Annotated in this window: 10 protein-coding genes; 2 read left to right on the top strand and 8 right to left on the bottom strand. The window is 41.7% G+C overall.

The genetic code is table 11. The annotated features are described in order from the left end of the window. Positions 1 to 176: 176 nt before the first annotated feature. On the top strand, positions 177 to 1577 hold the full coding sequence (locus SFU91_08525; GenBank protein ID MDX2129066.1) for an MBL fold metallo-hydrolase: 1401 nt from the start codon (positions 177 to 179) through the stop codon (positions 1575 to 1577). A 30-nt stretch (positions 1578 to 1607) separates the two neighbouring features. Here the strand turns inward: SFU91_08525 and SFU91_08530 are convergent, their stop codons facing one another. The 7 genes from SFU91_08530 to murQ form a co-directional block, all read right to left on the bottom strand. Continuing rightward, positions 1608 to 2303 (bottom strand): hypothetical protein, encoded by a 696-nt coding sequence (locus SFU91_08530; protein ID MDX2129067.1) that lies wholly within the window; start codon positions 2301 to 2303, stop codon positions 1608 to 1610. A gap of 122 nt (positions 2304 to 2425) precedes the next feature. Further along, positions 2426 to 3226, bottom strand: a complete 801-nt coding sequence (locus tag SFU91_08535) for a pseudouridine synthase (protein ID MDX2129068.1) — start codon at positions 3224 to 3226, stop codon at positions 2426 to 2428. An 85-nt stretch (positions 3227 to 3311) separates the two neighbouring features. Further along, a complete protein-coding gene (locus SFU91_08540; GenBank protein ID MDX2129069.1) occupies positions 3312 to 5174 on the bottom strand; it encodes an adenylate/guanylate cyclase domain-containing protein in 1863 nt (620 codons plus the stop codon). Positions 5175 to 5177: 3 nt separating this feature from the next. After that, positions 5178 to 6998: a glycoside hydrolase family 3 N-terminal domain-containing protein gene (locus tag SFU91_08545; protein MDX2129070.1), complete on the bottom strand. Its 1821-nt coding sequence runs from the start codon at positions 6996 to 6998 to the stop codon at positions 5178 to 5180. 83 nt (positions 6999 to 7081) lie between these two features. Then, entirely contained in the window at positions 7082 to 9187 is a 2106-nt protein-coding gene (locus SFU91_08550) for a tetratricopeptide repeat-containing sensor histidine kinase (protein MDX2129071.1), read from the bottom strand. A 5-nt stretch (positions 9188 to 9192) separates the two neighbouring features. Further along, entirely contained in the window at positions 9193 to 9690 is a 498-nt protein-coding gene (locus SFU91_08555) for a YajQ family cyclic di-GMP-binding protein (GenBank protein MDX2129072.1), read from the bottom strand. 69 nt (positions 9691 to 9759) lie between these two features. Then, the gene (gene murQ / locus SFU91_08560; protein ID MDX2129073.1) at positions 9760 to 10698 is read right to left on the bottom strand and encodes an N-acetylmuramic acid 6-phosphate etherase; all 939 of its coding nucleotides are present in this window, start codon (positions 10696 to 10698) and stop codon (positions 9760 to 9762) included. Between the two features lie 170 nt (positions 10699 to 10868). Here murQ and SFU91_08565 point away from each other — a divergent pair, with 170 nt between their 5' ends. Continuing rightward, positions 10869 to 11879: an SRPBCC family protein gene (locus tag SFU91_08565; GenBank protein ID MDX2129074.1), complete on the top strand. Its 1011-nt coding sequence runs from the start codon at positions 10869 to 10871 to the stop codon at positions 11877 to 11879. Between the two features lie 189 nt (positions 11880 to 12068). Here the strand turns inward: SFU91_08565 and radA are convergent, their stop codons facing one another. Beyond that, positions 12069 to 13454, bottom strand: coding sequence for a DNA repair protein RadA (radA, locus tag SFU91_08570; protein MDX2129075.1), 1386 nt, complete (start codon positions 13452 to 13454; stop codon positions 12069 to 12071). Between the last annotated feature and the right edge of the window lie 105 nt (positions 13455 to 13559).

Consider the following 13559-nt stretch of genomic DNA (forward strand, 5'->3'; position numbering starts at 1 on the left):
AGATAAAGTTCGTATGGATGAAAAGATAAAATGTGACATGATTTCAAACTGAAGCAATCAAAACTTTTACAGGATGCTTCAAAAGACTTATTCCCAAAGTGTAAAAAAGCGGCCTTTAGCACAGTTCTTTTAATTAATATGATAATTGAAATCGCAATCAAAACCAATCATTATCTATGAAACTTACTTTTTTTGGGGCAACACACGGCGTAACCGGCTCATCTCATTTAGTGACAATCAATGGAAAAAATATTCTATTGGATTGCGGATTATATCAAGGAAAAAGAAGCGAAACAGAAGAATTAAATCAAACTTTTCCATTTCAGCCGGAGGATATCGATGTGATGGTACTTTCACATGCTCATACCGACCATAGTGGAAATATTCCAAACCTTATTAAGCAAGGATACAAAGGGTTGATATATTCAACCCCGGCAACGCGCGATTTAGCCGCAGCAATGCTTCAAGACACGGCATTTTTGCAAGAAAAGGATGCGGAGTTCATCTCAAAAAGAAATGCAAAGAAAAAATTGCCTCCTGTTGAACCTCTCTATACAACACTTGATGCGCAGATTTCGCTACAAAATTTTATTTCTGTTCCTTATCACAAACCAGTTGTAATCTCCGAAGGAGTAACCCTTACATTTTTTAATTCGGGGCACATTCTTGGTTCAGCCGTCGTTCGTTTAGAACTTGAAGAAAAGGGGGTTAAAGAAACCTTGGCATTCACCGGTGACTTGGGTAGGCCGCACACACCAATCCTTATTGACCCGGAACCAATTCAAGGTGTAAACTACCTTATCACTGAAAGCACTTATGGGAATCGGTTACATAAACCAAAAGAAAAGGTTGAAGAAACATTGACTTCCGTATTACAAGATGCATATCAAACTGGTGGAAAAGTATTGATTCCTGCATTTAGTGTAGGAAGAACACAAGAGATGATTTATTACTTCAATCAATTGAAATTAAAAGGGTTGCTTCCTGATATGGAAATTTTTCTTGATAGCCCTCTCGCCATTGATATCACCAACATTTACCGGCTTCACCCAGAGTGTTTTGATAACGAGATGAAGAAGCTCATTTTAACAGATCAAAGTCCATTTAAACTTGATCAGGTTCGCTATTGTAGAACGGCAGATGAATCGAAACGGCTGAATGATTATCAGGGGCCTTGCATCATAATGGCAGGTTCCGGAATGGCGGAAGGCGGGCGAATTCGGCATCACTTAGCAAATCATATTTCAAATCCTACCACAACGATTTTGATAGTAGGGTATATGGCAGAAAATACGTTGGGAAGAAAAATTTTAGAAAAGCATAAGGTTGTAAACATTTTTGGTGAACCGTTTGAAGTGAATGCGAAAGTAATTGTGATGAATAATTTTTCTGCACATGCCGATCGAAATGAATTGCTTGAATACATCGGAAAGTACGATCGCAAGTCGATGAAAAAAATATTTTTGGTACACGGTGAAGATGAGGCAACGAAAGGGTTGAAGGATGGTTTAAATGAAATTGGGTTTCAACGTGTGTTTATCCCTAACCGACGTGAATCATTTAATCTTGGGGAATAACTTTTATTCTACTGATAAAATGAGTGCAACTTAAGATGATTTTTTTTCTAACATCGATTGAAAAACTGCCTTTAATTGGATAACAACTTCTCGAAACCGGAATCGAAGAATTTCTTTGAAAATAAATCGATCAACTTGATTGAAAAGATGCAAATCCAACGAAAGATTTCTCAATACTTTTGATTCAGAAAGCGTTTTGGCTTCAACCCTTTTTACTTTACGAATCGATTTTCTGAATTCAGCAGTAAATGGAAAAGGATACTTCGCAAGAATTTCTTCCGATTCAAATACCCAAATTTCTTTGCCTCGCTTCTGGACAAAAACATGTTTATTCGTGTATTCCAAGATATGACGAAGCCGAACTTCAATCATTCGATCGTTTTGAATAAACTCTGTTTTAGCTGATGGATGGTCTTTGACCAAAAGTATTTTTCCGCCTTTCTCTTTATGAACTTTCATTACAGCTTTCAAGAAAAGAGATTCAGATTTGGTTACGAGACCATCAATTGCCATTCTATGATAAGAAGTAACCAAATAATAGAGGAGGAATTGATTTTTTTGGGTGAAATAGGCAGGCCCAAAGACACGGTTTTCACCGTTAAAAGCAACCACCACGAGGCCTTTCAAGGGGCTTAACGATTCAAACTCTGCAAGGCTTTCTGCCGGGTTAATTCTATTTTCGGATGAAGACTCTTGATCCGAATTTGGGGTATCCTCTATATCCATAATCAGCTCCTTAAAACAAAAGTTGAAGTAATCTCCTTCACAATAAAAAAAAGTGAGTTAATAAATTCATTAAGAGAAGTTACAAAACGTACTTTTTCTTTTTGGGATGAATATCACACCTTTCAATTTTTTTGTTTCGTTTTGATAAACCCTTTCCATACATCAGTTTTATTTATTATACGAAAATCGGAAAGAGGGAATGGATGGTCAAAAAGGAAATAGGCTTTGGAAAGAGAATCTTGTTTCATTTCAAGATTAAGATTTCCAAAACCGATGCGCTTTAAGTCGAGAACTTTGTTGCCAAGGGCTAAAAATATTTTCCGCACCTCACGGTTCTTTCCTTCGGTTAAGCAAATGGTCGCGCTATGACTGGTTATCATTTGAAAAGATAAAGGTTTTGCAAGATACTCACTTCCGCGTTCTTGAATTAAAATGCCATTGGAGATGATTTCAATGTCTTTATCGGATAGAGGCTCGCGAAGCCGCAGAAAATATTTTTTAGGAATTTCATTTTCAGGATTAGTTAAAAAATTGGCGAAAACCGAGTCATTGGTGAAAAGTAATAAACCGGTTGAATCAAGATCTAGCCTTCCAACAGGGTTGATCCCATTGGTGTGTTGATTTCCTCTATATCGAAGGAAGGCATCGTAAACAGTTTTGCGCCCCAGTTCATCGCGTTTTGTAGTGACTTCTCCTTTTGGTTTATGGTAAATGAGATAAACAAAATCTTTCATTTGATTTTGGCTTGACTGAATGGGGTGGGAGCCGGTGATTGAAATATCAGAATCAGGATTGACCAGTTGTAAGGGGTGAGTAGCTTTTATGCCATTGACAAAGACGAGGCCGTTGAGAATGAGTGACTGAGCCTCTCGCCGAGAGCCCAGCCCTCTTTTAGAGATGAGACGTTCTAGTTTTTCTTTCATCCGCCAATAAAAACAGAGGTGCTATCGGCTTGCTTTTTTGCGCCTTTCAGCAAGTAGCTTTGAACTTTTCCCTTTCCTTTAAGATCTAATTCCCCACGAGATTCGAGGTAAAATAGGGTTCTATCAATTGAAAAGTTGTTTCACTTACTTGAATTTCACCTGCGATTCCTTGTGACTCAAGGCGGGAAGCAGTATTGACGGTGTCGCCCCAGAGATCATAGATGAATTTTTTATCCCCAATGACACCTGCAACCACAGGGCCGGAGTGGATGCCGATTCTTATGGCAAGGTTGACGCTCCCGGCGCTATCGAAATCGCGTATAACGCCCTGCATCGCGAGTGCAAATTCTGCCACACGTTTGGCGTGATCTTTTTGCGGCTTAGGAATTCCACCGGCAGCCATATAAGAATCGCCGATGGTTTTAATTTTTTCAAGTCCATAAAATTCAGCGAGGGAATCAAAACGAGAGAAAATATCATTGAGAAAAGTGACGAGGGCTTCGGGCGTTGTTCCGATAGAAAGTTTTGTAAAACCAACCAGATCGGCAAAAAGAATGGTGCAATCAGGAAAGCTATCAGCGATTACCGATTCTCCTTTCTTAAGACGCTCGGCGATTGACTCCGGTAAAATATTTAGAAGCAGTTTATCAGACTTGCTCCTTTCTGCTTCGATTTCCGTGTTTTGCTTGGCAAGTTCGCGAGCGGAAAGGCGTTTACTGCGATAAGCAAAGAGAATGAGTACAATAATGATACCTAAAAGTACTAAGCCAATGGTAAATCCATTTTGAAGGATTCGTTGGCTTTCTGTTTTAAGGGTTAGCATTTCAATTTGAGCTTGGCGGACTTCGGCGTCATAACCGGCTTGGATGGCGGCGATACGCTTTTTGGTTTCTTCGCCAATAAGTGAATCGCGAATTGCGGTGGCGTTTCGGAGATACTGAAGCGATGTTGCATAATCGCCTTTGGAGGCAAAGATATCGGAAAGGATGAGAGAAGAGCGTCTTGTTTGTTCCGGCGATTTCAACAGTTGTGAAGTTTGGAGCCCTCGCTTTGCGAAGTCAAGCGATTCACTATACTTTTTTAACATGAGGTAAGAACGGGCGATGTTATTAACCGCCACGGCAACGGCTTGTGGATTTCGCTGTGCTTCGGCAAGAGCAAGTGCTTTGAAATGATATTGAAGCGCATCGCGGTGATTTCCCATCTCGGCGTAGCATTCCCCGGTCAATGAAAGTGCAGCTCGAATCGCGGTTTTATCTTGTTCTTTCTCACGAATTTTTAGCGCATATCCAAAAGACTTTAGAGCATCTTGAAAATTACCTAAGGCTTGAAATGCTTCTCCAATGCGAAGATGGGCATAAGCACTCCCATTGTTTTCACCTAAAGAATCGAAAATTGCGAGCGCCTGTTTGGAAGCATTAAGCGCGGCATCAAGTTGATTATCAATTCGGTAAATATCACCTAAATTATTTAAGGCATAAGCTTTTTGTTTTAGGTCTCCAATCTCTGCTGAAAATTTTTTAGCCTGAATAAAAGACTCAATGGCAAGTGGATAGTTCCCCACGTTTCGATAAGTAACGCCAATAAAGTTCAAGCCTTCAATCAGAGCCGGTTTATCTTGGCGCGATTCCGCCAAAGTGAGGGCTTCTTTGCCATAGCGAATGGATTTGGCGAAATCGATTGAGCGATAAAGCCAACACAATTGATTCAAAATTCTCACCCTCAATGAATCATTGCTTGTCTCAAGCTTTTGAACTAACGATGCTGCAAGGGAGTCCGAATGGCTTTTTATGTTGCCCAGCAGGGCAAGGTCTTGAGCGGAAAGAGAATTGAAAATGGGAGGGAGGGTAAATACGAAAACAGTGAAAAAAAGCGACTTGATTTGGAATAGGAATTCTGTTGTAAGCGAGCGGATTTGAATCTTAAAATGGAAAAAGGTGCTTCGCATTGCTTATGGGGTTACGGTTTGTATTGATTCTTTACCAAACGGAAACTTTGCACTCATTTTGACAGGAAGTTTGCCTTTTGCTGATACTTCGCCTTTCAGCCAACGGACGGCCGCTTGTTCGCAGGCTCGTGCTGATGAATAAGCAATAAGATAAGTGGGTGCTTCGGGATAAGCTAATATTAAATAAGGTGTTCCAAAGGAAATTAAGATGACAGGTGTTTTTGCAGCATTACAAGATTTAATGAGACGCTTCAAAAAGTTATCCAATTCACCATCAAAGCCATATTTGCCTTCAAAGGAACGAATATCTGCATAGCAGGAAACAACGACAGCTGCCGATTTTGGAATTTCTTTCAAAGTTTCATCAAAATCCATTTTGTTGCTTCGCTTATCAATTCGAATGCGTTCAGAATATGCAAAGGAATTTTTGAATGCGGTGTAAAAAGCTTCTCCGTAATTAGAAATTGAACTGTTTGAAATTGATATGTTCAGCATTTTTCGTTTGCGGCGAGTTGTTTTTGGCGCGAGCGGGATGCGCTTTTTTTCCAATTGCAATGCGGTTAATGCATTTTCAGCAATTTCTTGTGAGAGTGAAATCGACGATTGATTGCCAACAATATCAGCAAGGGTTTCAAGGTTTGCAAAGCGCTGTTCATGAAGTTTGAGCCATTCCTTTGCGACAAGAATTCGCCGCGCTGACTCATTAATTCGTTCTTCGGAAATTCTTCCGATTTGAACAGCTGAGAGCACAGAGGCATAAGCCTCGGTAATGTCAGGTGAATCAAGAATGATGTCGATGCCCGCATCAATGGCGGCAATAGCGGCCTCACCTGCGGAGTAAAATTTCCGAACGCCCGCCATTCGCATGCCATCAGTAACAATTAGACCTTGAAAATTCAAGGCTTTTCGAAGAAGGGAATCCACCATCAATTTTGAAAGGCTTGCAGGAATTTTCTCTGAACCGGTAATGGCGGGAACCGCCAAATGCCCCACCATAATGGACATCACGCCGTTTTTGATTGCGCTGCGAAATGGCTTTAGTTCGATGCTATCTAAACGCCCCCGCGAAAATTTAAGTATGGGTAAATCTTTGTGGCTATCGATTTCGGTATCACCGTGACCGGGAAAGTGTTTAACGGTAGCCAAAATCCCTTGAGACTGTGTACCTAAAATGTAGGCATCAGCCATTGCATTAGTAAGTTCAATGTTCTCTCCAAAAGAACGCGTGTTGATAATTGGGTTTGAGGGATTGTTATTTAGATCGACCGAGGGTGCATAATTATGATGAATTCCCATTGCGTGGGCTTCTCGTGCGGTAATCTGCCCGGCTTTATAAGCGAAGAGCGGATTCCAAGTAGCAGCAATACCCATATTGACGGGGAATTCGGTTGCACGGTCGATTCGCATCGTTGCACCCCATTCCATATCTGCCGAAATCAAAAGTGGAAATCTTGCATTGCGTTGCAATCGATTAACAAGCATAGCGGCAGAATAAACATCCCCTTTCATAAGCATTACCCCGCCGACCTTTCCTGCGCGAATAAGTTCAAGCACGCGTTGATACTGTTCGTTATCGCTTGGTAAAAAAACACTTGAACAAGAAGCAGCAAAAAGTTGACCGATTTTTTCTTCAATGGTCATTCGATTAAGAACGGCATCTGCCCAAAGTGAAGGTCGAGAAAAAATTTGCTCCGGCTTGGCTCGCTTTGTCGTATCTAAAAAGGCACTGGTTGGGAATTGGGCTTTGAGTGACTGTAACGATAGAAAGCCTATGACAAAAAACTTAAATAGCTGAGAAAAGAAATCGTAAACCCTTGATATCATTGGTGAAGATTGTTGAAGGAAAAATCAAACGATGTAACTGTGAAAATCAAATTTGGTGTAAATAAGAAACAAGATGAATAAAATCAATGGCTTGAGACAGGTAACTCGATAAAAAAAGTTGACCCTGCGCCTTTCCCTTGTGAATGGGCGTAAATATCGCCACCGTGATCGGTGATTAACTTCTTAGCAATATAAAGCCCCAAGCCGGAAGAGCTTTCTCCGCCGGTTGGTTTTGCAGAAAGTTTTTGGAAACGGCCGAACAGCTTGGCTTGGTCTTCAGCCGTGAGTCCTTGGCCTTCGTCTTTAATAGAAATACGCAAGGGTGAAGAGCCGTTTCCATCCCTGTTCGATTTAGGCGATTCAAAATTAACCCAAATTGTTTTTCCGGGAGGAGAGTACTTGATTGCATTTGATATCAAATTATCAACAACCTCTTTGAATTTTTCTTTATCAACTTCAGCAATAAAAGAATTGCAATCGGTTTCAAAAACAATCGATTGCCCTTTGCGAGATTTCTGATAGTCATTCAATTCGATTACGCCTTTAATGAGATGAGGAAGATCAACGCGTGAAAAATTTAATTCCATTCCAAACGCTTTCGGAGCGGAGTCGAGTAAATCTTTGATGAGCGAAAGCATTCGATCGGAAGAGAGGAAAATCCGCCGAATCATATCAAGATTTTGCGTGGTAATGGGTTTATCCAATTTGGTTTGTTCTTGCAAGATTTCGCTATATCCCAAAACGGATTGCAGGGGATTCTTTAAATCGTGGGCAGCGATTCGAATCAAATCATCCTTAAATGCAACGGCTTCGTAAGCGATTTTCCTTTGGCGTTCTGCTTCCGCGCGCTGTTCTTCCTTTTCTTTCAGGGCAAGGGCTAAGGCTTCATTTTTTTGGCGAATTTCGTTTTCAGATTTCTGCTTGACATAGGAAAAAAATGATAGCGCAACAAGCGATATTACTAAGATAATTACACCAGCGATAAATTGATTTTGAGTGATACGTTGAGAGGCGATTTCGAGCTGCTGCTCGGCTTTGGTGATTGAGAGTTCGGCAATTTCGCGCTCCTTTTTTGCAACCTCATATTGCTCTCTAAAATTGGCTGCGGCCTTCAAGGATTCCTGACTTAAAACCGTGTCTTTGAAATCGGAGTAAACTTTAAAGTACTTCAAAGCTGTTGAAGCTTCTCCCAATTTCTCGTAAAGTGAACTCAATAGAAAAGCCGCATCTTTAATTTCCGATTGTACATGAATTGAATCCGCAATAGCTAACGATTGCTTTGCAAATGGGATTCCTTTTTTCGGTTCACCGGTTGCCAAATACACTTTTCCCAAACCCTTCAAGGCATAGGTGTATAAGCGAGGAGCAGATAGTTTCTTTAAGATGTCAAGCGATTCTTGATAAAGCAATTTCGCCTTGGCGTATTGCTTTAAATCGAAATACACATCGGCAATTCCAATTAATGTATTCGCGACGCCTCGGATATCACCAAGCTTTCTTCTGATTTCAAGAGAGCGGTTATATGATTTCAAGGCATCATCATTGCGTTTCATTTGATGCTCGGTGCTAGCAATGTTTACGAGCAAGATGGATATTCCTCGGTTGTTATTCAGATTTTCAAATGCTTTCAAAGCAGAATTATAAAACTTCAGAGCTTCGTCGAAATTCGATTGCTCGCTATAAACATTCGCGATATTATTCAAAAGCCGAGCTTCCTTGACGGTATCTTTTAGGAATTCAGAAATATGCAACGCTCTGAAGTAATGAGTTAATGCAGGCGTGTACTGACCTTGTTCCGAAAATGCTGCACCGAGTGTGGTTAAGGAACTTAAAGCACCGATACTATCGCCGAGTGTTTCATAAATTTTAAGGCTTTTGAAGAGATACTCTTTGCCCTCGCTGTAGCGGCTTTGATAGACATAATTGATTCCAAAAGCATTGTATGCCGCCGCGATTCCCTTTTGATACCCAATTGATTTAGAAAGTTCAAGTGCAGCGCTGGCGCAGCTATCGGCTGAGTTATAATCATCATTGTTATAAAATTCAGATGCTTGATAGGCAAGCGAATCGGCAAGGGCTTGTTTAGCTTCGAGTTCGGGAGACTGTGCGAAGAGGATATGCTGAGAGAGCGTCACAAAAAATGTGAAAATAAAAAGGGTTTTAATGATTTTTTGTGACGCTTTCTTCATTCGCTTTATCTATAGTTATCGTACTGAAGGGCAACTGGGAGTTCAATTGTAAGCAAGTGCTTTTGAATGGCTTGAAGGTCATCCAATTGCTTGCCTGTTACGCGAACGGAATCGCCTTGAACCTGAGCGTTGACTTTCAATTTGGTTTCTTTAATGGCAGTCGTAATTTTTTTTGCGATTTCTTTATCGATGCCTTGTTTCAGTTTCACTTTTTGGCGCAAGCTGTTGTGCGTGGCGGGTTCAAGCTTCCCAAAGTCTAACACCTTCGTCGCGATACCACGCTTAATCATTTTTGATTGAAGAATATCGACGACGGATTTCAATGTGAATTCACTTGCCGATTCAAGGGTGATTTCCATATCCTTTTGGTTAAAAAGAATATCGGAACCGGTGTCTTTTAAATCATAACGCTGCGCAAGTTCCTTCTTGGCTTGATTGAGTGCATTATCAAGCTCTTGCATATCAATTTTTGAAACGATGTCAAATGAATGTTCCGATGCCATAAACGAGTTAAAGAATTTAAGTAAAAAAAATATGGTGATTGAATTAGTGTAAATATAGTGAAACCGAATTTACCGCCGTTTCTTATCAAGTGTTGCATTAACGGCGCGTTTTACAAAGCCGTTTGCTTTTTTCAAACTTTCTTCTGCTTCTTCTTTGGTACAAACCAGAAAGTACATAGTAATTGCGGTTTTCAATTTGCCGCCCGCGGTTTCCAGCAAGGCTTCGGCGGTTTCATAATCGGCTCCGGTGGCAAGCATGAAGATTCGCTTCGTTCGCTCAACGAGTTTCAAGTTTGTTTGCTGCAAGTCAATCATCATGTTTCCATAGGTTTTCCCATTCAGAATCATTGCTCCGGTAGAAACCATATTCAATACCATTTTATGTGATGTTCCGGCTTTAAGCCGTGTTGAACCCATAATAACCTCGGGGCCAACAAGGGTGCGAATCACCACGCTTGCCGGTTCTTTGACATCGGGGTTTGAGGTAAGAAAAATGGTTTTGGCTTTAAGCTTGCGTGCGAAACGAAGCCCGCCCAGCACAAAAGGCGTGCGTTTGCTCGCGCTGATGCCGAAAAGAACATCGTGCTTCGAAAAACCACGCCTTTTTAATTCATTTGATGCAGCAGTTTCATCATCTTCGGCACCTTCGACGGACCGAAAAACCGCGTCATTCCCACCGGCGATAATCCCTTGAACCAAATCGGGTGAAACACCAAATGTTGGCGGGCACTCCGAAGCATCGAGTATGCCAAGCCTTCCCGAGGTTCCGGCACCCAAGTAAAACAAGCGACCACCGTTTTGAAATGCTTTCGCGACGAGCTGAATTGCGCGCGCGATTTCTGGCAGAGATTCGCCGACAGCCTTTGCTACGCGTGCGTCTTCGCGGTTGATGAGACGGGCAATCTCAAGCGCACCGGCTTCATCAATTTTTTTGGTTCGTGTATTGACTTGTTCTGTGAGAAGGGAAGAGATTTCACGAAAAATGAGTTTTGATTTGCTTGTTGCCACAGTAAGAAAACTTATTAAAGTCTATTGAAAGAATCATAATGAAAAAAAATCTGAATATTTGAATGCTGATAAGTAATGAAATTATCGAAAGTTATCGCAACGTTTCCTATTTTGAAGAAGTCAAAAATGTTATCTAACTCAATTATAATTTATTATTAAAGGAGAATGGTATGAAAATATTAAAATATATCGGTTATGGTTTTGGTGTTCTTTTATTACTTGTAGTGGTGTTGATTATTGCAATGCCGTCACAGTTTACTATTGTGCGAAAAGCAACCATCAAAGCGCCGAAGAAAGTCGTTTATGAGCGGGTCATTTATTTCAAAAATTTTCCTAAATGGAGCCCGTGGCAAGATTTTGACCCGAAAATGACAACATCGATAAAAGGTGAAGACGGGAAAGTGGGTGCGGTGTATGAATGGTCGGGCAATGATTCGGTTGGCAAAGGAACACAAAGCATAACGGCAGTTACGGAAGAGCGAATTGATTTAGACTTACATTTTATCACCCCGTTTGAATCTCACAGCAAAACAGACTATGTGGTGAAAGCCATTTCGGAAGTGGAGACAGAAATTACTTGGACATTACATACCTCATTGCCTCGCCCTCTCAATATCTTTGGTCCAATCTTTAATCTTGAAGAATCGGTAGGTAAAGATTATGAGCGAGGCCTGACAAAGCTAAAAACCTTGTGTGAAACGTATGTTGCAGAAAACTATCGAGGTGGGTTTGAAATTGTGGAGTTTGATTTTCCGGAACGGCTTTATGTGGTGAAAAAAGGAAGCATAAAAATGACGGAGATTGAAAAATTTTATGGTGTAAATTTTTCAAAAGCAGTTGAAGAAATTAAGAAAGCCAATCTCTTAATGACGACCCCGCCCACCGGTCTTTACTGGGTGTGGGATGAAGCCAAAGGAATGGTTGAAATGGCCGCAGGCTTCGGGGCGACCGGCGAAGTGAAGGGTTTGGAAACAGTTAAGATTCCTGCACAAAAAGCATACAAAATTGCGTTTTATGGCCCAAGCAGCGGGACGATGAAAGCCCATTTAGCAATGGATGAATACTTTAAGGCGAAGGGGTTTCAGCAAGGCTTGCCGGTAATGGAAGAATACGCCGCTGATGCCACCACCGAAAAAGACAGCACCAAATGGCTAACGAATGTGGTGTACTTTAAGAAATAAAAATCAACATTTCATAAAACAGAAAGCGCCTCGTGGGAGGCGCTTTTTTTATTTTTCCAATCTTAGTTTGAATTTGCTCCTAATTTTAATTCACGAATGATTTCTTCGGCTCTTTCTTTCGATTCCCAAAACCAAAAGATTTTGATGAAAGAAAATATCTTGCTTTAATACTATATAAGTTCAATCAATTCACTTCAAAAACACATCCAAAGCCTTGCCCAAAGAGGGTGTAAAAAGCACTTCGATGCCGTACTTCTCCGACATCGATTTCCCGCTTTCCTTGTTATTCTCAGGCACCACAATCCGCTCGAATCCCAGCTTTTTCGCTTCTGAAATTCGCCGTTCCAAATTCGGCACTGCCCGAAGCTCGCCCGCAAGCCCGATTTCACCAACGGCAATCGTATTCGAATCCGCCGGAATATCGCGCAGGCTTGAAACCACGGCAATAGCAACGGCCAAATCCACGGCGGGTTCATCGAGCCTCAGCCCACCCGCGATATTCAAAAACACATCCGAGCTCCACATCGGCAACCCCAGCCGCTTTTCAAGCACGGCAAGCAGGAGATAAAGCCTCCGCTGATCGAAGCCGCTCGCAATGCGCTGCGGCGCGGCATAGTTTGTTTTTGAAACGAGCGATTGAATTTCGACGAGCACCGGCCGAGAGCCTTCAACCGTTGCGGCAATCGCCGAGCCCGAAATCCCGAAGCTTCGCTCTGCCAAAAAAAGTTCAGAAGGGTTCATCACTTCAGAAAGACCTTCTTCGTTCATTTCAAACACACCGATTTCATTGGTTGAGCCAAAGCGGTTTTTCAGTGCACGAAGAATTCGGTAGCGATAATGGTTTTCTCCCTCAAACTGCAACACCGTATCAACTATATGTTCCAAAACTTTTGGCCCCGCGATGGTTCCTTCTTTAGTGATATGCCCAACAACAAAAGTGGTTTGCCCTTCACGCTTGGCATTCTGCATCAGGCGCGATGTACACTCACGCACCTGCGAGACCGAGCCCGGCGCACTTTCGAATTGGTTGGAGAAAATGGTTTGGATGGAATCGACGATGAGAATATCGGGCTTCATTCGCTGTGCGGCTTCTAAGATGAGCTCGAGTTCCGTTTCTGAAAAAAGCATCAGATTTTCTGAAGTGATCCCCATTCGTGTGGCGCGGTTTTTTACTTGATGCGCCGATTCCTCTGCTGAGACATAAAGAATTTTTTTATGCGCAAGATGCGGCACAATCTGAAGCATCAAGGTGGATTTGCCGATGCCCGGTTCACCACCAATAAGAATAATCGAGCCCGACATGATTCCGCCGCCGAGAACACGGTCAAATTCCGAGATGCCTGTGGAAAGCCGTTCTTCTTTCAATTCGCCGATCTCGCCCAATGTTTTCGGGGGTTTATAGAAGGTGGAAATCACTCCACCCGAACTTCGGCTGTTTTTGGCCGGTGCCGCCGGTTCACTCACCACCTCTTCAACCAAGGTTCCGAACTTGCCGCATTCAAAACATTTCCCTTGATACTTAATGCTCACAGCCCCACAATTGGAGCAGACATAACGCGTTTTAACTTTTGACATACACTTGTAAAGAGAGGGTTTTTGAATTAATTTCTAAAATACATTCAACAAAACTTTAATATAAAATACCAAGGCTCAAAGGATTCCTTGAATCATGAACCTTAA

Source organism: Chloroherpetonaceae bacterium, assembly GCA_033763895.1.
Classification (GTDB): Bacteria; Bacteroidota; Chlorobiia; order Chlorobiales; family Thermochlorobacteraceae; genus JANRJQ01.

Coding starts and splice junctions, on each gene's coding strand:
- SFU91_08525 (MDX2129066.1), top strand. CDS start 177: ATGAAACTTACTTTTTTTGGGGCAACACACGGCGTAACCGGCTCATCT.
- SFU91_08530 (MDX2129067.1), bottom strand. CDS start 2,303: ATGGATATAGAGGATACCCCAAATTCGGATCAAGAGTCTTCATCCGAA.
- SFU91_08535 (MDX2129068.1), bottom strand. CDS start 3,226: ATGAAAGAAAAACTAGAACGTCTCATCTCTAAAAGAGGGCTGGGCTCT.
- SFU91_08540 (MDX2129069.1), bottom strand. CDS start 5,174: ATGCGAAGCACCTTTTTCCATTTTAAGATTCAAATCCGCTCGCTTACA.
- SFU91_08545 (MDX2129070.1), bottom strand. CDS start 6,998: ATGATATCAAGGGTTTACGATTTCTTTTCTCAGCTATTTAAGTTTTTT.
- SFU91_08550 (MDX2129071.1), bottom strand. CDS start 9,187: ATGAAGAAAGCGTCACAAAAAATCATTAAAACCCTTTTTATTTTCACA.
- SFU91_08555 (MDX2129072.1), bottom strand. CDS start 9,690: ATGGCATCGGAACATTCATTTGACATCGTTTCAAAAATTGATATGCAA.
- SFU91_08565 (MDX2129074.1), top strand. CDS start 10,869: ATGAAAATATTAAAATATATCGGTTATGGTTTTGGTGTTCTTTTATTA.
- radA (MDX2129075.1), bottom strand. CDS start 13,454: ATGTCAAAAGTTAAAACGCGTTATGTCTGCTCCAATTGTGGGGCTGTG.